General features: G+C 38.2%; 22 protein-coding genes. 2 read left to right on the top strand and 20 right to left on the bottom strand.

Features of this window, described 5'->3' with window-relative positions; genetic code table 11:
* Positions 1-107 precede the first annotated feature (107 nt).
* From AB5213_RS02685 to AB5213_RS02650, 8 genes are all read right to left on the bottom strand, one after another.
* Positions 108-350 carry a hypothetical protein gene (locus AB5213_RS02685; protein WP_008369354.1) on the bottom strand — a complete coding sequence of 81 codons (243 nt, stop codon included), beginning with the start codon at positions 348-350 and terminating at the stop codon, positions 108-110.
* Positions 351-516: 166 nt separating this feature from the next.
* Entirely contained in the window at positions 517-1194 is a 678-nt protein-coding gene (locus tag AB5213_RS02680; RefSeq protein WP_173685171.1) for a GntR family transcriptional regulator, read from the bottom strand.
* Positions 1195-1226: 32 nt separating this feature from the next.
* Positions 1227-1439, bottom strand: a complete 213-nt coding sequence (locus AB5213_RS02675; protein ID WP_008369357.1) for a hypothetical protein — start codon at positions 1437-1439, stop codon at positions 1227-1229.
* A gap of 18 nt (positions 1440-1457) precedes the next feature.
* On the bottom strand, positions 1458-2432 hold the full coding sequence (locus AB5213_RS02670) for an oligopeptide/dipeptide ABC transporter ATP-binding protein (protein ID WP_368276283.1): 975 nt from the start codon (positions 2430-2432) through the stop codon (positions 1458-1460).
* A 298-nt stretch (positions 2433-2730) separates the two neighbouring features.
* Positions 2731-4350 carry an AAA family ATPase gene (locus AB5213_RS02665; protein WP_368276282.1) on the bottom strand — a complete coding sequence of 540 codons (1620 nt, stop codon included), beginning with the start codon at positions 4348-4350 and terminating at the stop codon, positions 2731-2733.
* Positions 4347-5180, bottom strand: coding sequence for a radical SAM protein (locus AB5213_RS02660; RefSeq protein ID WP_044998588.1), 834 nt, complete (start codon positions 5178-5180; stop codon positions 4347-4349). Before AB5213_RS02660 ends, AB5213_RS02665 begins: the two co-directional genes overlap by 4 nt.
* Positions 5174-6535, bottom strand: a complete 1362-nt coding sequence (locus tag AB5213_RS02655) for an ankyrin repeat domain-containing protein (RefSeq protein WP_368276281.1) — start codon at positions 6533-6535, stop codon at positions 5174-5176. The genes AB5213_RS02660 and AB5213_RS02655 overlap by 7 nt, the downstream gene beginning before the upstream one ends.
* A 406-nt stretch (positions 6536-6941) precedes the next feature.
* Entirely contained in the window at positions 6942-8630 is a 1689-nt protein-coding gene (locus AB5213_RS02650; protein ID WP_368276280.1) for a recombinase family protein, read from the bottom strand.
* Positions 8631-8918: 288 nt separating this feature from the next.
* On the opposite strand from AB5213_RS02650, the gene AB5213_RS02645 reads away from it, so the two are divergent.
* Positions 8919-9407 (top strand): type III toxin-antitoxin system CptIN family toxin, encoded by a 489-nt coding sequence (locus AB5213_RS02645; protein WP_015528542.1) that lies wholly within the window; start codon positions 8919-8921, stop codon positions 9405-9407.
* Positions 9408-9446: 39 nt separating this feature from the next.
* Here AB5213_RS02645 and AB5213_RS02640 read toward each other — a convergent pair whose 3' ends face one another.
* A complete protein-coding gene (locus tag AB5213_RS02640) occupies positions 9447-9581 on the bottom strand; it encodes a hypothetical protein (RefSeq protein WP_004844681.1) in 135 nt (44 codons plus the stop codon).
* Between the two features lie 249 nt (positions 9582-9830).
* On the opposite strand from AB5213_RS02640, the gene AB5213_RS02635 reads away from it, so the two are divergent.
* Complete coding sequence (locus AB5213_RS02635) at positions 9831-12104, top strand: tetratricopeptide repeat protein (protein WP_368276279.1); 2274 nt, start codon at positions 9831-9833, stop codon at positions 12102-12104.
* Between the two features lie 45 nt (positions 12105-12149).
* On the opposite strand, the gene AB5213_RS02630 is transcribed toward AB5213_RS02635, so the two are convergent.
* The 11 genes from AB5213_RS02630 to AB5213_RS02580 form a co-directional block, all read right to left on the bottom strand.
* Positions 12150-12917: a carboxymuconolactone decarboxylase family protein gene (locus tag AB5213_RS02630; RefSeq protein WP_072521411.1), complete on the bottom strand. Its 768-nt coding sequence runs from the start codon at positions 12915-12917 to the stop codon at positions 12150-12152.
* A 15-nt stretch (positions 12918-12932) separates the two neighbouring features.
* Positions 12933-13487, bottom strand: a complete 555-nt coding sequence (locus tag AB5213_RS02625) for a flavin reductase family protein (protein ID WP_044922392.1) — start codon at positions 13485-13487, stop codon at positions 12933-12935.
* Positions 13488-13507: 20 nt separating this feature from the next.
* Positions 13508-14011: a flavodoxin gene (locus AB5213_RS02620; RefSeq protein ID WP_021650495.1), complete on the bottom strand. Its 504-nt coding sequence runs from the start codon at positions 14009-14011 to the stop codon at positions 13508-13510.
* A 128-nt stretch (positions 14012-14139) separates the two neighbouring features.
* Positions 14140-15141: an aldo/keto reductase gene (locus tag AB5213_RS02615; RefSeq protein WP_015528537.1), complete on the bottom strand. Its 1002-nt coding sequence runs from the start codon at positions 15139-15141 to the stop codon at positions 14140-14142.
* 144 nt (positions 15142-15285) lie between these two features.
* Entirely contained in the window at positions 15286-15513 is a 228-nt protein-coding gene (locus AB5213_RS02610; RefSeq protein ID WP_080543125.1) for a flavodoxin, read from the bottom strand.
* Between the two features lie 87 nt (positions 15514-15600).
* Positions 15601-16344 carry a hypothetical protein gene (locus AB5213_RS02605; protein WP_006426953.1) on the bottom strand — a complete coding sequence of 248 codons (744 nt, stop codon included), beginning with the start codon at positions 16342-16344 and terminating at the stop codon, positions 15601-15603.
* A gap of 140 nt (positions 16345-16484) precedes the next feature.
* Positions 16485-16868: a DUF6262 family protein gene (locus tag AB5213_RS02600; protein ID WP_015513361.1), complete on the bottom strand. Its 384-nt coding sequence runs from the start codon at positions 16866-16868 to the stop codon at positions 16485-16487.
* Positions 16843-18342: a tyrosine-type recombinase/integrase gene (locus AB5213_RS02595; RefSeq protein ID WP_006426955.1), complete on the bottom strand. Its 1500-nt coding sequence runs from the start codon at positions 18340-18342 to the stop codon at positions 16843-16845. Before AB5213_RS02595 ends, AB5213_RS02600 begins: the two co-directional genes overlap by 26 nt.
* Positions 18332-20062, bottom strand: a complete 1731-nt coding sequence (locus AB5213_RS02590; RefSeq protein WP_007886448.1) for a tyrosine-type recombinase/integrase — start codon at positions 20060-20062, stop codon at positions 18332-18334. Before AB5213_RS02590 ends, AB5213_RS02595 begins: the two co-directional genes overlap by 11 nt.
* Positions 20063-20090: 28 nt before the next feature.
* Positions 20091-21215 (bottom strand): tyrosine-type recombinase/integrase, encoded by a 1125-nt coding sequence (locus AB5213_RS02585; protein ID WP_006426957.1) that lies wholly within the window; start codon positions 21213-21215, stop codon positions 20091-20093.
* A gap of 155 nt (positions 21216-21370) precedes the next feature.
* Positions 21371-23338 (bottom strand): ATP-dependent DNA helicase, encoded by a 1968-nt coding sequence (locus AB5213_RS02580; RefSeq protein ID WP_007886452.1) that lies wholly within the window; start codon positions 23336-23338, stop codon positions 21371-21373.
* Positions 23339-23831 lie beyond the last annotated feature (493 nt).

Here is a 23831-nt window from a genome sequence, read left to right as displayed (position 1 = left end):
CTTCCATACACATGACAATATAAAAAGATCAGAGTCTGATAACCACATTTTTTATCATTCTCTGATCTTTTTATATTGAATTCTTTCCAGTGGATTTTTCCTTCTCTTTATTCCACATCCTCTTCATCAAATTCACACACCACATAATACCCCTGCGGTGTCTGCTTTACGTCAATCACCTTTCCCTGTCCTGACTTAAGTCTCTGCCATGAACGATAATTGGCGCTCATTGCCACAGCCGGCTCAATCGTATAATAAAAATACGCAGCTACAACGCCCTCTGTCACATCAACAATCTGTCCGGGTTCAACCAGTCCCGGACGCTCCATTTTAAATTCCATCTGTCTCATTTCCGCTTGATACCTGCCTCTTTTTCTATATTGTATTCGTTTTTTCTTGTAATTGCAAGTATTTACACAGACTGTTTTGTGACGAAGCTTTGAAGTAGAACGCCGCTGTCAGGTGGTCTTTTTAGTCACCTGATCTAAAACAACTGAAATCACATTATCCTTCGTTCTATTCGGATTTCTTACACTGTTTTTCATGCAGAACTTCCGGAACGATCATATAATGCTCCTCAATCAATTTTGCTGTCTTTTCAACAGGCAATTCTTTTATTCCTTTTAAAAGGATCTCATGATTGTAGCGAAGTACATCAAAGGGGATGATGGATTCAACACCCATTGTATAATATCCGCACAAATTGCTTTCCCGGAGCATTGCCCATATTTTATATAAGGTTTCGCACTTTGCTGCTCGAACAATGCATGAATGAAACTGTTCATCATAACACATAATGTGGTACACATCTTTTTCTTTCGCAGCTTCTTCCATCTGGTCCAGACACTCATCCATTTCCCGTTCGATTTCTTCCGGAAGTTTTCCGGCAATGATCCTGATTGCCAGAACTTCCAGGGTAGAGCGGACAAGATATTTTTCCTGCATTTCTTCATAGGAAATCGTCTTTACTGTACTGCCTTTATGAGACTCATAAACAACAAATCCTTCCTCCCCGATATGACGCAGGGCTTCTCTGACCGGTCCCCGGCTTACATGAAACTTCTCCGCAATATCTTCTTCTACAATTCGTTCCCCCGGTTTGATCTTTCCCTGAATGATGTCTTCTCTTAATACATCAGCGATTTGCTGCCAAAGAGTTTTTCTTTGTATTGATGCCTTCCTGGTATAATCCATTCATTTTTCCTTTCAGATTTTTGCAGTTTTTTTTATAAAAAGAACAGGCTGATCCCCACAATTACTGCCAGTGTAATGGCCAGAGCCGGCCAGAGTGCCCAGAATGCCCCCAGAACCATTGCCAGATAATCTCCCTTTTCAAAAACAATGTTCTGGTCACTCATCTGCTTTTTAAATTCCAGGAACTTTTTATCCTGTTCTTCCAACTGTCTTCCTCGTTTGCTGTATCCTCCAAAAAAGCTCATGCTAATTCCTTTCTGATTTTATGAATCCTTTTCTACTCCGAGTGGATTATGACAGGCTACAAAATGTCCCGGTCTCATTTCCACAAGTTCCGGTGTAATATGCTTACAGATTTCTGTACAGTATTTACATCTTGTATGGAACTTACATCCTTTCGGCGGATGAACCGGACTTGGGATATCTCCTTCAAGCGGGATCATCTCTCTGTTAGAATCTACGTCTGTCGTCGGAATTGCTGATAACAGCGCTTCTGTATATGGATGTGTAGGGTGATCAAACATTTCCTGTGACTCTGCAAGCTCTACGATGTTTCCAAGGTACATAACACCAATTCGGTCACTGATATATTTTACAACACTCAAACCATGTGAAATAAATAAGTATGCAAGATTGTCTTCGCTTCCGAGATCTTTCAGAAGGTTGACGATCTGCGACTGAATGGAAACGTCAAGTGCGGAAACCGCCTCATCGCAGACTACGAATCTTGGCTTTAACGCAAGAGCACGCGCAATACCGATTCTCTGTCTCTGTCCGCCGGAGAACTGATGTGGATAACGATGGATCATATATGGTGCAAGTCCACATTTTTCCATGACTTCCATGACATATGCCTGCATTTTTTCATCATTTTTCTTAAAAATGCCATGTGCAAGAAGGCCTTCTCCGATGATCTGTCCAACTGTCATACGCGGATTCAGTGATGAGTATGGATCCTGGAAGATCATCTGCATATCTTTACGTAGGAAACGCATTTCTTGTGTTTTCAGTCTCGCAAGATCTACTCCATTATCACGGTATCCGCCTGTTAACTGTTTGTTGATTTCATCACGGTCTACGATATAAGCGATTGCACGTCTTACTTCTTCAAACTGTGTCGGTCCAAAGTCACACATATAACGCATCTCGTTGATACGTGTTCCCGGTACAAGACCATAGTTAACAGATTGCGAACTACCCGCAAACTCAGTATTTAACACCTTTTTGGAGATTTTCATATAATCGCAGTCAAACCGTTACCATTTAGCGTACAAACCAGTTCAGTAACCTCTCTTACCGAGAGTACGCCGATTATTTGTTACACCGATATTTTTACAGCAATATATGCAACAGAATATACTTATCCGCAACAAACAATGATAAAGCACCTGGATTTGCAACTTTTCAAAGCAATTTGCAACAAAAAACATAAAAATAGACTGTTCAGAGCTTATTCCAGCCCAAAAACAGCCTATTTCTATCAATATTTTCATATTAAATTGCAACTTATCATAATCTTGTTGCAACAAAATCATTTCAATATCGTTTTTTTATTAAATTAAAAAGTCTATCTGCAGTATCCGGTCCTGTTTTGCCAGTTTGCTTTGATTGATTAACTCCTACAAATGAATTCTTCGAAAGCCTTGTTGCAAACACAAGATAATCCTTAAACAACTCGACAGCTTCATTCTGAATAACATTTGCAGCGATAATAACGTCAATGCCTGGATTATGATTCTTTAACTCATCAATAATCCTCATTATTGATTTTCCAGTATTAATCACACTATCAACAATAACTACTCTCTCTGTATTAATCACAGGAGCATCATCTTGCTTCGGGTTCATCGAATAAAAAATGCCGCCTGCTCCCATATATACTCCGTCACCAAAAAACCTGCCACCTCGTTCCAAAACTAAGATTGATGTATTTTTCTCTGGGAATACGGTAGCAATGTGCCTTCCTATTTTTTCTCCTAAACGCACATGTGCTGCTGCCAGCCTACTTCCACTTATTCCTGAATTCGATTTGCAGATAGCAATATCAGCTTGTACTTCTTCGTCCTCATCAGCCAATATCACCAAAGAATGATCGTAAATCGGCACCAAGCCTGATAAGCTTTCATTCTTCAATGATCTGCTTATTCGCTTACCAATATACAGAAATCCTTTATCAGCCTCGCGTAACATATATAAATCAATCTTGCTATCTCCATAGGCAAAAATAGTGTATCCATGTTCTCGCAATTGCTTTACGACATAATACTTAACATCTGCACTTATGTATGGACTAGCAAATATAGTTCCAAGATTCTTAGCATTAGCAATATCGCTCCACAAATCTTTTATTCCAGAAGAAAGTACAACATAATTATTCGATGCAACTATGTCATACACTTCATTATTAATTGTTATCTCTGCAATTTTAGATTTGTCAATAGACGCGGTTTGTAATTCCTTTTCAAAAAGAAATGATTGATAGCCAGTATAAAAATCTCCATCGAAGATCTTTGTCTTGCCATTACAACAGAACCTATATGAATCTTGAATAATAATGGTTTTATCTCCGTCAACCATATACAAGATATCCTGCTTGTTGAACTGCTCCATTATTTGATTACAGATATCTGTCGCTAAATCGTAGGAGCTGAAACCTTCTCGAAGTAAAGATAAGAAATCAAAAAACTTATTCTGTTCTTCTTCATTATCACTTACAACGTAAAAGTCCTTATTTCGCCTATGACATTCCTCTCTAAGATTATTTATTTCAAATTCCTGCCATTGTCTTAACGACTCAATGGACTCGCCAGCAAACTTACCATTTTTCTCTGACAAAGCATATCTTTCCTTAAGATTTTCCGGAGAACAATACAGATAAATAAAGATATCGTACAACTCTCCGTCAGCCTCAGTAAATGCAACAGTTTCCATAAATGAATAGTGTCCATCTGAAACAATTACTTCATCATTCAAACCATTAATATATTCTGTGTATTTAATTCTAACTTGATGTTTCTCTTCTTCTGATAGTTCCAAAAAGGAACCACCGCAAATACGTCTCAACTCCTGGCTGCCATTAATAACCTTTGCATCAGTGATTCTATCCATCAATGTACTTTTGCCTGCACAAGGCATTCCATATAATGCTATCTTCAACCAGTAAACACCTCCTTGAAACAACAGCTTCTGTCAAAATCGATAACGTCAAAACTGACCTCATTTAGAGGTGTGTCGTAAGGCATTGAAAAAGGTAAATCGATACAATTACCACATATGAATATCTTTCCATTTGCGTAAAAAATATTATCCATTCCTGCACCACACATACCACCATACATGGTACAGTCGTAGCCACCAGTTCTAACATTCAATCGTTCCATCGCCTTATTCAAGAACGCATTAAAATCAGGTAACGATATCCCCTGTTTTCCAATCATCCTAGAAAACGTGATCCTATTACCAAATTGTTCAAAGAACCCTATGGTCGCTTCCGGATTATCAATGATCTCTTTTCCAACAGTACAATTCATAGAAGGATACTTTCCATTCACTTCTTTGTATAAAGCTATATTTGCCATCACTCGCTCATGAGTTCCACATCTATACTTGTCGTGAATAGCAGAGATTCCATCTACTGAAAAGCCAACATTTACATTGTATTCTTTGAAGAATTCTAACTTCTCACGATCAACTAAAAGACCGTTTGTAATGGTGTATGCAGCAATTCTTCCAGATTTCAAATAATCTCCAATATGAGCGATATACTGCTTAAGTTTCTCATAATCTAACATTGGTTCTCCATTACCCACGAACCCTAACTTAAACAAATCAATATCGTTGTCTTCAATATGTGAAGCAATAATATCAAGGATAGTAATTACATCCATATTGTCCTCTTGAATGTAATCCTTCTTCTCATGAAAATGGCAATAAGTACAATTGAGATTGCATCGATTATTTATCGATATACAAGCTCGTGTTACCATCTTCTATTCCCCCTCTTCTGACTATTCGTATTGTTACCTCTATTAAACTGCTTTCTTGTAGGACCAGATTCATGATACTCACTAACCCAATCAGCAGCTGTTTTACCATCAATGTCAACGATCTTCTGATCAGCTCCTGCATCAATGAGTATCTTTCGAATATCCCAAGTATGCTTTTCCTTATTATTTTCAAAGTGACCATTCATGCAGGCCTTCATGAGCGCAGTAAATCCATTAGCGTCCTGCTGGTTAATACTGGTTCTTTCATCCTCACATAAAGCAATTACAAAATCCTTCTTTCCCTCCCAGGCAGCAATCATTAATGGCATATTGCCCTCATTCTTCTGGCGTACTTTTCCGGCATCAAAAGGATTTCTACTTCCAACATTAGGATTTGCCTTACACTCTAAAAGCAAAAACATAAACATCTCATAATCCTTCATCTGCACTGCATGCGATAGAGCAGGGAAATATCTACGACTGCAATCACGCTTATTCACATCTGCACCAAGCTGAATGAGCCATTTGATTTTTTCTTTTCTTTGCTCAATTGTGGCCCTATTATTTCTTACAGCAGAAATAATAAGGGTATTTCCATCCTGAAGATATGCATTAACTTCGTCTGCTGTCGGTTCTTCGCATTCCTCATATGAATCTGCGTAATAAGCGTCAATTCTAGCCAATTTAGTCATATTGATAAGATCCTGCTTAGTAGCCATATATTCTCTAAGATGTAATGCTGAAACGGATTCATGCCCTTTAAGATATGCTGAATAATCGATGTCCTCTGTTATGATATCTACTTTGCAGTGATATGTATCAGAAGCCTCCTGTGCAATATATATTATTTTGCAATCTTCGTTATCTTCATCAGCATCGCCATTATATTCCATAAGAATTGTACGAGAACCATAGCTAATACCACGAATAACTTCCCAAGCCTTTCTCCCAAGAGAACCTGAATTCTTATTCTTTATATTATCTAATTCATCAACAACTACCTTTGGAATAACTACCTTGCTATATTCCTTGTTCAGTTCATCAATTAACTGTGAATTCTTAAGTAACGCTGAAGTATCTGGAACTGCAACCTTCTCCCCTCTCAAAAATTGTTCAGTCTGTGATTCTGACATTCCAAAAACCTTACAATATTTTCTTGCCATTTCCAATAGCGTTTTTTCTGCAGTTTTTCCACCTTCAACACGAGAAATAGACGACTTGTTCATACCAGTTCCTGGTTTCAAGCCCTCTAATACATCAATCTTCTTTGCCATGTCATCCATGGTACAGCCATTCTTTTCACGAAGCTCCTTCAATCTCGAACAAAGGAAAGCTATCTGATTATCATTTGCCATAAGTAACGCCCCTTTCACAGGTATGTATGTAATTTGATTATTGGCTTTATCACATACTCTCATTATATACATCGTTGCATTTTTCACAACGAAAAGGTGTGTTTTTGCAACAAATATTCAAAAGGCGCAACTCATCACTTCATTTACTTAATATATGCAACTAAATGAAGCTACTTGCAACAACACAAATGTGGTTTTTTTCAAAGTTCCGTTTTTCGGATCAACGAAAAACTCCACAATGAAAACAGGCCCTTGGCCTAACAAAAATAACCTTCTGGCGTACCACTGGAACAAGTACGCCAAAAGGCTTTCTGGTGTTAAATCATTTTCAATTTTTCATCACACGCACATATTTTTCCGCACTATTTTGTGGATATTTTTATTAAAATAGTGCCTTCAACCCCGCTTAAACTGGGCATTTCTTTGAAAGGAGACAAACTGTTTCAACGGTACTTTCATTGTCCCAACAAAGTTCCTGTGTCTCCCTGTCTCCAAAATACACTGGAAAACGGAACTTTATGTGCTTCAGGAATCTGCCATCTGGCTGCTCCTGCTCGTAAATGTCCACCTGTTCCACAAAGCTGTTAAGAAATTCTTTCTTCTCCAGGTCGGTGAACTTATCATATAGTTTATCAAAATATAAAAGAAATTGATAGACGTTTTCTTCTGATATTTTCTGTTGCCGGATATTCAGCAGGCGATTCTTAACTTCTTCTATACTGTTCTCCACGCCTTCAATTTCATCATATAGACGATATAAGCGTGTCTCCATATCCTGATATTTCTTTTCATAAAATTTATCCATGATATCCAAACTATCCATCTGCTGTCCAAGTCTTGCTTTTGCTCCGGTCAGTTGCCTGTGCTGTTTTTCCAGTCTTTCAATCTCTTTTTCTATTTCTTCTGTATCTATTCTTGAACCGATTTTATTCAGAATTGCTTCTTCAAATTTCGGATTCTTCACCAGCTTCCGAATAACTTCTTCCACTGCATTGTTAATCTTCTCCTCGCTCCATTGTTTACGATATCCACATTTATGACCATCTACCAGGCGACGATGTTTGCAGGCATAATAGAAATAATCCTTATATAAGGTTCCGTCTTTCTTTTTCTTTCGGTTCACGTTTCCATACATACCGCTTCCACATAACGGACATCTCAATATTCCGGATAAAATATGCTCATGATCGAGGCTATGTGTCTTTTCATATTTCACACCTGTTTTTTCCCGTTTTTGATGAGCCAGCTCCCAGTCTGTTTCCGAAATAATCCCTTCATGGATACCATCGTGCAGCATATAATTTTCCTGCTTTACAATGCGATATTCATTTCTTGTACCAGAAACTTTCTCGTTTTTCCTTCGTCCATAAGCCAGCTTTCCACAGTATACCGGATTATCCAGAACGCCTTTTATAAATGATGCGGCAAATGCGTCCAGTGTATTATTCTGTCGTTTTTTCTTTTTATATCCATGCTGGTTCAGCCATGCAGCAATCGCAGAGATTCCCATATTGGTATGAATAAATTTATCATAGATCAGACGAATAATTTCCGCTTCATCCTCTGCAATCTGCAATTCTCCATTTACCAATTCATAGCCATATGGAGCAAATCCGCCGTTCCATTTTCCTTCCCTGGCTTTCTGCTTACGTCCCTCCATTGTCTGAACAAGGATATTCTCTCGTTCAATCTCTGCCACCGCAGACAGAACAGAAATCATCAGCTTTCCACTATCTTTTGAGCTGTCAATTCCATCTTCAACACAGATCAGATTCACTCCAAAATCCTGCATCCGCTGCAAAGAATTTAAAACATCTGCCGCATTACGACCAAATCTGGAAAGCTTGAACACCAGTACAAACTGCACCTCATCTGTGCCATTCTCAATATTATCCAACATTCTCTGAAATTCCGGTCTGCCCTCTACGCTCTTTCCAGATTTACCTTCATCGGAATACTCATTTACGATTTCCATGTTCTGAAATTCCGCATATCTTTTGAGTTTTTCTTTCTGAGCATCTAGACTGTATCCATCTACCTGCATGGTTGTGGATACTCTGGTATATATATCGCATTTAATCTTTTTATTCTTCATAATCTTCCTCGCAATATAACTCCGTTTTGTTGTCCCAACTTTATTTTAGTACTTGTTCCAACTATTTTCAATACTTCTTTTTATTTTTTATTGACATATTTTCGTTACAACCATATAATAATGATAGAGACAGGATTTCTGTCATCGAAAATATTGTTCGCCCACCGTTGGCGGCTTATAAGTGATCGGCTCGAAAATATTGTTCGCTCACCGGAAGCGTCTAATAAATGTCCGGCTCGAAAATTTCGGCCCTGCCGCATGGCAGGGCTTATTTTATAGGTGATAAACATGATATATCAAGAAGGATACGTTTACCATATTAAAGATGAATACTTTGAAAAAGTACAGGATTCCAACTTAATGCAGAACAAAGAGGGCGGTACATACCGTCCTACTTTTTACTGTCTGCGTGACAATAAAACTTCTCTGTTATGGATGGTTCCACTCAGTTCTCGTGTAGAAAAGTTTAAAGCAATACACGATAAACAGGTGGCTAAATACGGAAAGTGCCTAACGATTGTTTTAGGTGAATTTGATGGAAAAGAAGCTGCTTTTCTTCTCCAGAATATGTTTCCAATCAGAGAGTACTATCTTGACCATATACATACTCGAAATAATAATCCGGTTCCTGTTAAGCATTCCATTCACAGGGAAGTAACAACACGTATGAAAAAAATTCGTCAACTTCATTCCAGAGGCAAAAAAGTGGTATTTCCAGATATTGACCGACTAGAGCAGATTATGCTTGCAGAAGTAAAAGATAACGCAACCGAATAATTTCACAAAAAAGCGACAGTCTGATTTACATTTTGTATTTCAGGAAACTGCCGCTTCTTTTTCTTCCTTATTCTGTTTTTCTTCCTCCAACTCCCGGAGGACTTCTTCGCCGTACTTATCAATCATCCGTACCAGAAAATCAATGCACCGCTCAAATTCAATATTCTGTTGCATAAGCTCCTCCCGTTATTGTTTGTTCTGAGCTTATTTTACAGAACCTGCCTGAAAACCACATTGAATAGAAATTGATTGTAAATTGACACAATCACTTTAAAAATATCCGTATTTCCTTGAATCGAATGTATGTTCGTGTTATGATAGATATACTCAATCTTAACTACGAAAGGGGAATTTCTATTGAATCGATGCGATTTTTCTTCTATTAGCACTTGCTTAAAAAATCATATCAGCGAAAGTAATCAAATGAGTCAGCCTGATTTTTTATACGAATTATTTGAAGATTTTATGGATGATCCGGCAAATCAGGATTTTTCAATGGATAACGGTCTGGTTTGCCGCTGGATGACTGGTCAGGCTAAAATCAGTCCTAAAATATCCGCTTACTATTCCAAGCCATCCAATCAGGAAAAATTAGCCCATACCATCCACCAGAATCTTCTTCCACTGATGTCTGACTGTAATATGGCTATACAAGATATTTACACTTTATTCATTCAGGATGACAGCATCTCAGATGCGAAAAAGAAAAATCTGACTCCCTTATATAAACCAGCCAGTTCAAGACTGCTGTTTCTTGCAAAACTGATTTCTTTTGGCATGGAACGCCAATTCATCAAACGTAATACCAAAAATCAGAAGCTGCTCGCCGGAGGCGCTTTATCCCCCATTGTGCTGGATTATATTATGGACAGTGAGGTTCCGAAACCATGCCGTCATTTTATCGGAAGAGATAAAGAACTGGAAGAATTATATACCATGCTTGAGGAAAACCGTCATGTTTTTCTTTGCGGAATCGCCGGAATCGGAAAAAGTGAACTTGCCAAAGCCTACGCAAAGCGGTACATAAAGCAATACACCAATATCCTTTATGTAGAATATACCGGCAATCTTCATCAGGATATTACTGACATGGATTTTATTGACGATCTGCCGGAAAGCACTGAACAGGAACGGTTTCAAAGACATAACCGTTTCCTTCGTTCCCTGAAATCCGATACTCTGCTTATCATAGATAATTTTAATGTCACTGCGACACAGGACAGCTTTCTGTCAGTAGTATTAAAATATCGCTGCCAGATTTTGTTTACAACCAGAAGCAAACTGGATGAATACTGTACTCTGCCATTAAAAGAAATAGAGAATATGAACGCTCTCTTCCAGCTGGCATCAGTATTTTATTCAGAGGCAGACACGTACCGGGCAACAGTTGAAAAGATCATCGAAACTGTTCATTCTCATACTTTTGCCGTGGAACTGGCAGCAAAACTTCTGGAAAATGGAATCTCAACTCCAGACCAGTTATTAACAAGACTTCAGGTGGAAAAAGCATCTTTCCATAACGAAGATAAAATTAAAATAATCAAAGATGGACAAAGCAGCAAAGCCACCTATTACAGTCATATCCATACGCTGTTTTCTTTATACACTTTATCTCTTGAACAGCAGGATATCATGTGTAATATGTGCTTTCTTCCTTCCACCGGTATTTCTGCCCGTATATTTGCCAAATGGCTGGAACTGCCCACACTAAATGAAATCAACGATTTAATTGAGACTGGTTTCGTTCAGACAACAACACGTCGCACTATCTCTCTTCATCCGATGATTCAGGAAATCACCCTTTCAGAGACAAAACCATCTGTAACTCGCTGCCACATATTACTGGATTCTTTACAGCACATATGTTTAATACATGGAATGGAAGTTGATTATTACAAGAAACTGTTTCAAACAATCGGAAATATCATAGAATTGATTGAAAAGGATGATATACCAAAGTATCTGCTTTTTCTGGAAAATGCATTTCCATACATGGATAACTATAACTACCACAAAGGTATGAATGGAATCATTCAGGAATTGAAATGTCTATTAAAAACAAAAAGTATTGGCACCGACTCCGACCGGGCATTATTACTGGATTTTCAGGCAACTCTTGAAACTAAACCTGAAAAAGCAATAAAACTGGAAAAAGATGCACTTGCCCAGATAGAAACTATCACTGTTGACAATGCTCGCCTTGTTTCCAACCTTCATGCCAATCTCGGTGGACTTTACCGCATGAACGGTCATCCCGATCTTGCAAGAGAACACATGGAAAAAAGTATCTCACTGCTTGACCAATTTAACCTGCTTCATATAAATGACAGCATACCTCAGATTGCCAATTATGCAATGTTCCTGACAGAACAGCAGGAACCCGAAAGAGGAATCTCCGAATTGCAAAAATTATCCGGCATCATCAAGGAATACCATTCCGATCACTGTCTGGATTATGCCAAAGTACAGGAAACCCTTGGAACCATTTATCTAATGACTGCCAATCTTCCGCAAGCCAAAACACATTTTAAAAGAGCTTTCAAAATATATGAAAAGATCTGGACTGATGAACCAGAAATGATTGAAGCAAAATATCAGGAAATCCAGGAGTTATATCCACAGGTTGGTTGGTTTCTTTCTTGGACAACAGCTATCAGACTTTTTAACAAAACAGACATAATTTTACGGCGGACATAATTGTTCGCCGTAAAATTTCTTTTTCCCACTTTTGGGAGAAAGTACTTATTTCAGTTTTCCATATATCTCATCCGTTACTATTTCACACCATTCGGATGATGTTTTTTCTCCCGGTACTTCAATTGCCAGATGTGAAAACCATTCATCTGGTGCTGCTCCATGCCAGTGTTTTACTTCTGCCGGAATATTGACACAATCTCCGGGTTTCATTTCTACTGCTTCTTTTCCTTCTTCCTGATAGTATCCACGTCCTGCAATGCAGATAAGAATCTGTCCGCCTCCGCTTTTTGCATGATGAATATGCCAGTTATTTCTGCAACCAGGTTCAAAAGTCACATTGAAAATTCCAACCTGTGACGTAGACACAGGAGCCAAAAAACTTTTCCCTGTAAAATATTGTGCAAATTTATCATTTGGCTCTCCAATCGGGAATATCATCTTTTTAGCATGAGCTCTCATTGCTTCATCTTCATATGAAAGATCACCTTCGTCTATACTCCAGACATCTTTTGCAAGATTGAATGCCGCCCATCCTTTTGGCCACCCTGCATAAAATGCTATATGGGTAATCACGGCTGCAATTTCTTTCTGAGTCACTCCATGAGCTTTTGCATTTTCAAAATGATGTACTAAAGATGTATTAATCATTCCTGAAGCGATAAGTGCTGTGACTGTTATAATACATCTTGTCTTTACATCAATATCCTGATTATTCCAGTTTTCTCCAAACAAAACATCATCATTAAAATGTGCAAACTGTGGTGCAAATTCATTCAGTGCGTTTCTTCCTGCTGTCTGTACAATTTTTTTCACTTTAATCACCTGTCCTTATTTTAACTTTGCTCCATCCGTAAAAGCATTTCCCACACGTTCTCCAAGTCTGTAATATCCGTGATGTACCGGATCATATGTAATTGGTGTAAACTTACTAAGATCAATTTCTCCGTCATCACCGAGATATTTCTCATCTGCACTTACATTTTTAATTTCCGCAAGATACTTGCTGCCATCAATGACTTTTACAAGTTCACACTCAAGAGTCAATGGAAGTTCATTGATGATTGGTGCATTTACAAATTCACCTTTCGTTGTAGTAAAGCCTGCTTTTTTCATCTTATCTGCTTCTTTATTTGCAGAAACAATTCCCACATAATCGCAGGCAACCAGATGTTCAAGATCTGCCACCCCTACTGTAAAAGCCTTATTTTTTATAATATTGTCTGTTGTCTTATGGGCAGACAAATCTACAATAATCTCATTTGCACCTACAATTCCACCCCATGCAGCGTTCATTGCATTTGCCTTTCCATTTTCATCATAGGTTCCCAGAATCATAACCGGCTGTGGATATAAAAATGGCTTTGCTCCAAAATTTTTTCTCATTGTTTTATCTCTCCTTATGGTTATTTGTTTATATCAGTATTTATCTGCCCAATCCATTCTGTAATCACCTCTTCTGAAGTTTCCAGATGATCTTTTCCTTTGGAATCAAACTGAATCTGCATTTCATGTGCAAAGGCAGCTCCTTTGCAATTTTCCTCCATATCTTTTATAACATGCCCCGGCCATCCACCATTTGTCATAAATGGAATCACTGTCTTTCCTGTAAAATCATTTGTTGTCAAAAATGTAAGCACTGCAGGTGCCATCGTATACCACCACGTTGGAGTTCCGATAGCAATCACATCATAATCAGCAAGATTTACAGATATCGGATTGATCTGAGGCATAAAGCCTGCCTCTACCTCTCTTTTTCCCTGTTCAACCACATCTTCATGACTGCCGCTGTATGGCTCTGTTGTTTCGATTCTCGCAATATCTGCACCTGTCCCATTAGTCAGCTGCTCTGCAATTCTTTTCGTGTTTCCATTTGACCAGGAATAATATACAACTAACATTTTCTTCATTATCTCTATTCTCCTTTACTTATTTTAACCCCTGTAAACAGATAGATATAACCCACCATGACTACCGCTAAGAAAGCCACTATTACCCCGATGGTTATCTTTTTCCTTGTTTTCATTGCTCACCTCTTTTATTTCTTCTGTATTTTTGAACCTCCAAACACCTGCGACATCGGCATATGGGCAAGCATCTCATCAATAGATTTTACTTCATCCTGAGTCAGCTTTATATCTGCTGATTCCATATTTTCTTCCAGTCTATTTACTTTTCTTGTTCCCGGAATTGGTACGATATATGGTTTCTTTGCAAGCATCCATGCAAGAGAAATCTGTGCAGGCGTGGCATTTTTTTCTTCTGCAATCACTTTCATCCAGGACATAAATTCATTATTTTCCTTTAATCCTTCTTCTGTAAACTGTGGCATTGCGCTTCGATAATCTCCCGGCTTTTCAAATTCCCCATGGGAATGATATGCTGCTGTCAGTAATCCATTTGCAAGCGGCGAAAATGCAACAAATCCTATTTTCAATTCTTCAAGCACCGGGAATAATTTCTCATAATCCCTGTACATCATGGAATATCTGTTCTGAATCGCTGTAACCGGGCATACTTTATGTGCACGTCGAATAATCTCTTCACTGGCTTCTGATAACCCCCAGTGTGTGATTTTTCCCTGCTCCATTAACTCCTTCATAGCTCCTGCCGTCTCTTCAATCGGTACAGTCATGTCAATACGATGAATATAATATAAATCAAGATGGTCTGTGTTAAGTCTCATTAAAGATCCCTCAATCGATGCTTTAATCGTCTCCGGTCGTCCATCAGGAATCAAAGGTTTATTTACAGTTGTTGCAGTTTCATCAAAACGTATCCCACACTTTGATGCAAGGACAATTTTGTTTCTATATGGCCTTAACACTTTCCCAAGCAGTTTTTCATTGTGATGAGGGTCTTCTGTTGTTCCGTATATCTCTGCCGTATCAAAAAATGTGCAGCCTTCATCGATCGCTTTTTCAATCAATTCTTCTGCTTCTTTCTGTGTTGAAACAGTTCCATATGCATGACTCATTCCCATACATCCAAATCCGATTTCTGATACTTCTAAGTCTCTTCCTAAAATTCTTATCTCCATCTTTATCTTCCTTTTCTATATTTCAAACTTTACTGTAAGTATAAGAAAAAGAGACTCCGGACAGAAGTCTCTCTTTGTTAGGCAGTTTAAACCTAAAGGTTATGTCTTACTTATTACGATTCCTCCAAATATTTTTATATTCTTTTATAATCCAAGACTGTCTATCCATGAACTGATATCTGATTCAGACGCTCCACCATGGAATCGTTCCCCTTCTTTCCAGTCACCTGTTCCTGTCATCTCTTCCAGAAGATTACCGCTGTCACCGATTCCCGAAGTCGCTGCTGTACAGAATGGGATGACTGTTTTTCCTGTAAAGTCATTCTCTTTTACAAAGTTATCTACTGGCCATGCTGCAATTCCCCACCAGATAGGATAGTAAAATGTAGCCAGTTCCCCTCATGCGTTGATTTTACTGGGTTTAACTGTATACAAAACTGTGTTTACTGTTACTATCTTTCATTCTTTTCCAAAATAGCTTTGAAGCATAGGCCACATTATTTTCATATATGACACAAAGCTCAGCTCTACTTGTGCTTCATTAAACCATCCAACCATAAAGCTATTTATCTCTTCAAATAATACTTTTGAAAGTTTCTGAATAATAATTGTGTTATCCACTTCTTCAGTATAATCTTTCGCATACATTTTACATATAGAACGCACTCCAAAATAATTATATAGCACACCTACCGTTGTTTTTAATGCTTCAATATCTCTTGGAAAATCTGTTCTATTCATCATATTCACTACTAATTGATGTCTTGAGTTTAGGTAATTCCTAACTGTACTATTACCTATTTCAACATCAACTGTAAATGAAAAATCTTGAGTTTGTATACTATCTGCTCCTAACATTATCATCAATTCAACTTGTGCTGCATGATATTCTGTATAACCAGACAAAGCCATATATTTCCAAGAATCTTGCTTTGCATACATTTCCGTATCTAAAATATGCGTAAATTCATGAAACACAATATACCTTGGTATTTCCGAACTTTTGCATATCCTTAATATATGTTCATCTGTTTTCGTATTATAGTAAGCTTGGGCGGCTGAAGCGAATCCTGCTGCATCGCTTTCCTCAACATTAATTTCAAAAAAATCTATCTTATACTGTGGTAATTTCTCAATTTCCATAAACTCAATATATTCTTTTTCATATTCTTTAATTAAATTTTTAATTTGTATTTCTGTCATATTGTTTTATACCTCATATCAAAGTTAGCATTTCACTTTTAGTATACCATAAAACAATCCCATTCTCATTCTATATATTTTATCCTCAACGATGAAAAGATGTGTCTGCACACATCTCTTCCATCTTATTATTTTCAATGTTATAAGTTCTTAATAAAATTCAAATCCTGTTTCCGTAATGCCTTCTGTAACTTTTCGTTCTTTCTCTTCAGTTCCTTATTTTCTCTGCTCAGAGCTGCCACCTTCTGGTTCAACAGTTCAATCTGTTTTTCCATCGCCATGTTCAGAATTTCTCTTCTTGGATCTATCATTCCGGCCTGTTGCTCTACTGCTTGGTTCAATGTATCCCGGACGGTTGGATTTTTATAAAAGAATCCTCTCGACAATCCAGTTTTCTTCATCAGCTTTGGAACGCTGATACGTTCTTTATTTGCCAGCATATCTTGTATTGCTTGCAATGCCAGTTCAATTTTCTCTTTACTTTTTCTCTGATTTTCCTCAATCATCTTGTCGTATTTGCTCATATTCTTCACCCCATCTTGCCAGACTCATATATATGATGTCACTCATCCTCTGTCTTACTTCTCTGGTTTCGTCTGCCATTCTTTGATTGCTCATTTTCCGGTAATGCTGTACATTATTCAGTCTTTTATGCCCCAATAGTCTCGCTATCGTCCAGTCATCCAGATGCATTTCTGTAAGTTTGACGCCATAGTAGTGCCGGAACATGTGCGTTCCAAACCCGAATAATTCGCCATGATCATCTTTCAACTGCTTTTCCTGTATCATGGACATGACTTTTGTTTTTATAGCCATATACTGCATCGGGCGGTCAGGTTCTTTTTCATTAACAAATATGTATTCTGTATCACCGAACTTTTCCTGTGTATATTCAATAGAACTCTGTAACAGTTTTGCAAGTTCTTTACTGATCGGTTTTTTATATCTTTTAGTTTTAACTTGATATATTTCAATCATATCTTGGCCATTTTCTCTCGTCAGACAATCTGGTCTCAGTGTAAGGGTATCTGATATCCTAGTTCCAAGCATCTGATGTATCAGAAGACATCTTGCAATCTGTACATCCATCTGTGTAATTTCCGCATTCAGTCGTTTCATTTCATCATCAGAATACACTCTAAATTCTGCATTTACTTCCGGTGGAATATCCGTATTAATAAATAAATGCTCCAATCTTTCATAGCTGTAAATTTTTCCGATTGTCTCTAACTGTCGTCTTAATGAAATTACATAAGAACTATTCGCACTATGGGAAGTATCTTTTGTTGACAGATGTATCAAAAATTCTTCCAACACTTCTCTGTCTATTTCACTGCAGCTTTTTATTTTGGAATACTCTTTTTGGAGATATTCTGAGAATATCCTCATTATTGTCAATTCTCCCTGTACAGTTCCTATTGCTTCATACTGCAGATTCATATAAACAGCTTTCTTACATTCTTCCCTGATATCTGGCTGATATATTTTTCTGAAATCCAGTGTTTTTACATTATAAATTGGATTGGATCTGATTTTAATATCCAGATTTTTTAGTTCCCAAACATCTTTTTCTATCTCATCCCGTAAATCTTCTGGCCCTAAAAATTTCAGTACGTTTCTGAAATATAATATCGTCACTGCTTCGCCATAGCTTACTGTACCATACACACTCTTCTTTTCTTTTACAATAGTTATTCCCTGTTCTAACATCCAGCCTTTTAAAAGTGATATCCATTTTTCTGGATTTCTATCTCCAAGGCTTTTGATTCTCCGATTTATTCTGCTGTTCAAAAACTTTGCAATATGATTATAAGCTGTTCGATCCTGAATCAATGCTCTAAACGTTCCGTTTTTGCAGCGATACATAATATAACCTCGAAACTCTTCCTTTAATTCTTGCGTTGGAAGCAACGTTAAATCAAATTTTCCATTATCCTTACGTGTCCCTGTTTCTTGTAAATTGGGGAAATCGCTGAAGTATATAATATCATTTTCCATCTTTTTCCTCTTTCTTTAGCCATGATGCTAAACTACTTCCTTGCATTTCAAAGAACTCATCATTTGCTTTTGCAATCCTTTGCGGCATATAATCAATATACTGTCTTGTCATCTCTTCATAAGTATGTCCAAGATAATCCCTGATACTTTGCAGTGATACATGACTGTCATAAAACATAGTTGCTACTGTATGTCGATAATCGTGTGATTGAAATAAATATTCTCCATTTGCAATCTTATTTTCCCGGCACGCTTCTATCATCTGAGTTCGGAATGTACCATATAGACAAGCACCACCTCTGCTGTTTTTAAAAATGAATTCTTCAGGCTGAATTTCATGTTTTTTCAAGTATACTTTCATAATCTGATAAAGTGCCTGTGGGATTGGAATCCTTTTATAATTCTTCATTTTGACCTGATACACCTGAATCCAATAATCCTCGCCCTGCTGATAATAAGCATTTCCTTTCAATGTACACACTTCACTCGCCCGTAATCCTAGACACCACAGATGTAGGAACATACATCGTAATCGCTCTGGAAAAAGATATAATTTTTTCAAAATTTCCATATATACTGTTTCCTCAACGCTACGATCATGATGTACTATTACTTCTTTTTGTTGGAAATATTCAATTCGGAATGGCATTCTTGTAATATACTGTTTAACTTCCATGAATTTATAAAAATGACCGATACCGAAAATTCTTTCATTAAATCCCTTTGCCTGTATTCCCCGTTCTCGCAAGCCGTCTGCATACTTTTTTACTTCTGCGACAGTTGCATGAATCGCCAGTATCTTTTCTTGTTCCAGCAGTTCAATAAAATTTCTAATACATACAAATCTTCGTACAATCGTGCTGACTGCCTGTCCAGTAATTCCCAGTTCATATTTCATGTATGCCTGTAAAATTTCTCGATTCTGTATTTCCTTGACTTCCATAAAAGAAATGCTAATTAAGGATTTACTTTCGTCTATCCGATGTTTTCCAAGATGTAATCGTTCCAGATACCATACATTTGCTTCCCATTGGATCTGTTCCTGCTGCATAAACGCATCTCTTCTGCATTCACCTAAAATACTTCGTTGACTCGTTTCGGGAAAATTCTTTAAAATAGTTTCCACTTGTTCCATTTCCAGCAATCCAATATCCGTAATATTTAACTGAACACAAGAATCATAAAGAAGTTTTAAGGATTTTAACCTGACATTTCTATAAGCCTTAGACATTGAAGTATTGGCAATGATACGACTCAACGTATAAAAAATTTGTTTCTTTAAAACTTCTGAACAATTTTGTGTAAAATCCCACACCAATAGGTTTGTTTTATAAGAAGTTTCAAAGGTCTCAGCTATTTCCTTTTCCGGATAATACTTCAGAAAATAAATTTTATTTTGATATTTCCATTCATATATCCGCTTTCCATTTAGCGTCTGCATTTGTTGATAGATATGTTGTTGTTTTACCGTATCATATATTTTCAAATAGAAAGATACAATTTGTGATCGTATCTGTCCTCTTAAATATTGTTCATACGAATTTCGCAAAGGATAATCCATTTCTTCCAGATGCCAGATTTTTCTATCTGCCAAGAACTTTTTCAATTTGTTAATTCTTGAATCGCTTTTTATTCCAAGTGCATCAATTTCTGAATATAGTTCCTGCTTTTTCTTCTCAATATCTACTTCAGATTCTGTTATGTGTTCTGCCTGTTGCAATAAATATATAGGTATTTCTCACACCTCCCTACTCCAGCAGACGTTCCGCCCCATAAATAGCAGTGTGTTGTGCATAAAACTCATTACTTGCTTCTATCAGTTCATCATCCAGCCAGTCCAGATACTTTATAGTCGTATCCAAATGTTTATGCCCCAATGCCTGACTGATCATTTCCAGTTCCCATCCTGCCTGCTTTCGCATATTTGCAAAATAGTGACGTAACATGTGGGGTGTGATTTTAACTCCGGTTTTCTTTTCCATTCGGTCCAACATATCATATACACTGTCCACTCTTAATGGCTTTCCAATGTTCTCACCCATGATATTCACAAACAGGTAATCCTGATGTTGCAGGATTTTCCGATATTTTGCCAGATAATCCATGAGAAATTCAAACGTATCATTACTTATCTTGGCACTTCTGTATTCCGCATTTTTGGCTCTCGCTTCATTTTCATTATCTTCCCGGAAGCATACCCTTATCATGTGATTCCTATAATCAATATCTTTGACATATTTTACTCCCAGTAGTTCCCCAATTCTGTATCCGGTTTCTGCTAACATAAGTAACAGAAGCTGATCTCTTCGGTTCGTACAGGCCTGTAAAATTGTAATAATCTGATTTTCTTTTGCTGTTCTCCCACGATGTTCCTCTTCCTTCAGATAGGCTTTAAAAGAATGATTCCGCAGTACCTTTTTTACTCCCACCTGATTAACCGCTATAATCTGGTTATACGATAAGGTTTTGAGACTTCCGTACTGTTCATATTCTGCCTCTATAAATAAATAGAACCTGAACACATCTTTTAAGTATGCGTTGCAGGTTCCTTCATTCGGACACTTCTTTTCTCCAGCCGTTTGCTCTGTATGGTTTCCGGCTTTAAGCCAGTATAAAAATTCCACAAAGTGTTCTGTCTGTTTTTCATAATCTAACTGATAGACTTCTGTGAGTTCCATTTCTTTCTCTGCCATATATTTCATATAATAGCAGATTGAAAATGCTGTGCGTTTCACTGTATTTGGTGAACGTTTACATTTAATCTTATGCATTAGATATTTACTTGGCAGTTCTTCAATACTCATTGTTTCCAGATTTCTGATGAAAAAATATTTTTCTGTTCCATCTTTTATCGTTTCCACCTTGTATATCATAAGCTGCCTCCTTTCCTCTAACGCTATACACAGTATACCCACTTCATGCCGAAATAGCTATTCATCAATACCAACAATCCCACCGAAAACGCCCTTGAAATACCACCAAACTTTTCGTGCAAAATCTGCTTTTTCTGTAGCAGAACCACGAACGGTTACAGGTAGTATTCCACGCCTTTCCGGTTTCGAATAAAGTGCTGGACATCCTTGATATCTTTTGCCATCTTGCAGCTCGGAAGCGCACACATTACTTCCTCATGATACCTGCCACCTTCTCCTGCACGCTCGTCTAAAATGGACACGACACAAGTATCTGTCTCGGTGCGGAGAGCACGTCCGAATCCCTGTCTTAGTTTTTTCTGCATGTCTGGAACAATCACTGCCTGAATATAATCTTTCAGGCTGGCATATTCCTTCTTCTGTGCTTCACTGATGGGATCAGGAACAGCAAAGGGCAGTTTTACTATAATCAGCGAAGATACCATATCTCCAGGGAAGTCTACTCCTTCCCAACAGGAGCCGGCTGCAAAAAGGACAGCATTGTCCATCTGTTTAAATCTTGTGATCTCTTCCGGTGAATGTCTCCACACCTCTATCATCGGGAACGGAATTTCATCCCTTAACATCTGGTAAACGTTTCCCATCAAATGATAAGATGTAAACAGCACTAGCGTATGCCCGTAAGTCGAACAGATCAGTGAATGGATATGGCCTGCTATCATCTCTGCCTCTTCCTGACTTTCTCTTCTGCATGTCTTCAAATTCTTTGGCAGATATAACAGACAGTTCTTCTGATATTCAAACGGGGAGTCTGCCACATATTCCCGGACTCTCCGCACTCTCTGTAATCCTGTCATTTTCCGAATGTGGGAAAATCCCTGTCCGGTTTTTAAAGTTCCGCTTGTCAGAATCGCTCCCATTCCTCTGCTCCATAACATCTGGTCCAGATACTGTGGAATCCGTCTGCTGGATGCACACAATATAATCCGGTGGTCATGGTCCTGCTTCAGATGCAGCACATACTTCTTATCCTGATGGAAAAAGCATTCCAGCACACTTTTGGTTTCTTCCAGCTTGTTTCTGATCCACTTTGGAATCTTCTTTTCTAATTTTTCTATGATCTTATTCATGGTCTGTATCCCCTCATATAAATACATTGCACACTCTTCTGTCATGTGGAATTCTTCTTTTATCCCATATCTGGTTCTGTGGTTTTCTCCTATGATGTCCAGCACCATCCGGATCGTCCCGGACAGTTTTCTTATCTCCGGGCCTTGGTACTCATTCCCAAGATAAAAGCAGATTTCTCGGATATCGTCATAACAGAGGCTCTTCCCAAACATCTGCTTTGCCGCATCCGGCAGCTTATGTGCTTCATCGACAATCAATGCTCGGTAGTCTTTTAATAACGGGCGGTAATCCTGCAGCCTGTGATAACCATCAGCCAGCAGATAATTGTGATTACAGATCTGAATGAACATTTCATGATCTCTGGAACGCTCCAGATACTGCTGATACCTGCATGAGCCTCTTTTCGGGCAGTCTCCCGAACAGAACTTCGGTACACTCACCATCCTTCTGTCAAACCCACTTAAGTTGGACACTTCGTCCATATCATAATGTTCTTTCAACGACAGCAGAGCTTCTTTCTGCAACGCATTTTTGTTTTTTTCTTCGATTGCAACGATTCGGTGCTCCAACCTCTCATCGCAGACAAAATGCTCTTTCCCTTTTCGTATCACAGCTTTAATAGGGGCCTGAATCGTCCCGTTCTCCTGAAGAATCCGGGAGAGAAAAGGGATATATTCTGTAAGAATTGCTTTCTGGAGTGCAATGCTGGAAGTGGATATCACGACCGGACGCTGCTCATAAGGGGAACATCCTTCTGCAAGGAGGGAATATTTTCTCATCAGAACACAGGCCACCAGATAGGCATACGTCTTGCCGATACCGACACCCGCGTCACACAGTGCTATGTTTCTTCCCAGCAGGTTATCCAGCATTTTGTGGCATAACATAATCTGTTCTTCCCTTACTGCCATTCCATGTTCCGGGAACAGCACTCGGAAAATAGTATCAATTTCTCGATGCGCTCTATTGAGATATTCTCTTGTGTAATACATAATTTGTTACCTGATATGCGTGCTGATATCACATCAATACGGCTGTAAAGGATTTCTCCCTACAGCCGTATGTATCTGATATCAACGACACATTCTTCCTTGATTTCTTATACTTTTGATTTTTGGCGTTGTATTTGTCCTCGACTCCCCCATTGCCTTACGGGAACATTACAGGCGGATGCTTGGCATTGCACCGCTCACGGATTTTCTAAAAGTCTTGCTGATTACAACCCAAAGTCCATCCTCTGCTCACTGGCAGTTCCTATGTATCATTATCCCCTCGTAAGTGATCCTCGCAAAAGACCGCCACGGTCCTGTTTCAGTTAAAGATGATTCGCTCGAAACGAAAACGCCACAAAAGAACTCTGCCTCTCACTTTCTGGTCTAATTTCTTCCATGCCCTTTTCATCTGTCCTCGCGTCTTCCTGCCACGCTTCTACTTACGGGAACGTACCTGTAATGCTGGTATGAGGTTGTCAAAGTACACTGGCAA

Origin of the sequence: Coprococcus sp. RTP21204st1_G4_RTP21204_210225 (assembly GCF_040915385.1) — a bacterium.
Lineage (GTDB): Bacteria > Bacillota > Clostridia > Lachnospirales > Lachnospiraceae > Allocoprococcus > Allocoprococcus comes.
This window is presented reverse-complemented; position numbering and strand designations above follow the sequence as displayed.

Excerpts from the sequence above, each read along its gene's own strand:
- AB5213_RS02650 (WP_368276280.1), bottom strand. The coding sequence starts at position 8,630 with ATGAAGAATAAAAAGATTAAATGCGATATATATACCAGAGTATCCACA.
- AB5213_RS02655 (WP_368276281.1), bottom strand. The coding sequence starts at position 6,535 with ATGGCAAATGATAATCAGATAGCTTTCCTTTGTTCGAGATTGAAGGAG.
- AB5213_RS02680 (WP_173685171.1), bottom strand. The coding sequence starts at position 1,194 with ATGGATTATACCAGGAAGGCATCAATACAAAGAAAAACTCTTTGGCAG.
- AB5213_RS02660 (WP_044998588.1), bottom strand. The coding sequence starts at position 5,180 with ATGGTAACACGAGCTTGTATATCGATAAATAATCGATGCAATCTCAAT.
- AB5213_RS02645 (WP_015528542.1), top strand. The coding sequence starts at position 8,919 with ATGATATATCAAGAAGGATACGTTTACCATATTAAAGATGAATACTTT.
- AB5213_RS02635 (WP_368276279.1), top strand. The coding sequence starts at position 9,831 with ATGAGTCAGCCTGATTTTTTATACGAATTATTTGAAGATTTTATGGAT.
- AB5213_RS02620 (WP_021650495.1), bottom strand. The coding sequence starts at position 14,011 with ATGAAGAAAATGTTAGTTGTATATTATTCCTGGTCAAATGGAAACACG.
- AB5213_RS02625 (WP_044922392.1), bottom strand. The coding sequence starts at position 13,487 with ATGAGAAAAAATTTTGGAGCAAAGCCATTTTTATATCCACAGCCGGTT.
- AB5213_RS02595 (WP_006426955.1), bottom strand. The coding sequence starts at position 18,342 with ATGGAAAATGATATTATATACTTCAGCGATTTCCCCAATTTACAAGAA.
- AB5213_RS02585 (WP_006426957.1), bottom strand. The coding sequence starts at position 21,215 with ATGATATACAAGGTGGAAACGATAAAAGATGGAACAGAAAAATATTTT.
- AB5213_RS02600 (WP_015513361.1), bottom strand. The coding sequence starts at position 16,868 with ATGAGCAAATACGACAAGATGATTGAGGAAAATCAGAGAAAAAGTAAA.
- AB5213_RS02670 (WP_368276283.1), bottom strand. The coding sequence starts at position 2,432 with ATGAAAATCTCCAAAAAGGTGTTAAATACTGAGTTTGCGGGTAGTTCG.
- AB5213_RS02615 (WP_015528537.1), bottom strand. The coding sequence starts at position 15,141 with ATGGAGATAAGAATTTTAGGAAGAGACTTAGAAGTATCAGAAATCGGA.
- AB5213_RS02685 (WP_008369354.1), bottom strand. The coding sequence starts at position 350 with ATGAGACAGATGGAATTTAAAATGGAGCGTCCGGGACTGGTTGAACCC.
- AB5213_RS02675 (WP_008369357.1), bottom strand. The coding sequence starts at position 1,439 with ATGAGCTTTTTTGGAGGATACAGCAAACGAGGAAGACAGTTGGAAGAA.
- AB5213_RS02605 (WP_006426953.1), bottom strand. The coding sequence starts at position 16,344 with ATGACAGAAATACAAATTAAAAATTTAATTAAAGAATATGAAAAAGAA.
- AB5213_RS02640 (WP_004844681.1), bottom strand. The coding sequence starts at position 9,581 with ATGCAACAGAATATTGAATTTGAGCGGTGCATTGATTTTCTGGTACGG.
- AB5213_RS02580 (WP_007886452.1), bottom strand. The coding sequence starts at position 23,338 with ATGTATTACACAAGAGAATATCTCAATAGAGCGCATCGAGAAATTGAT.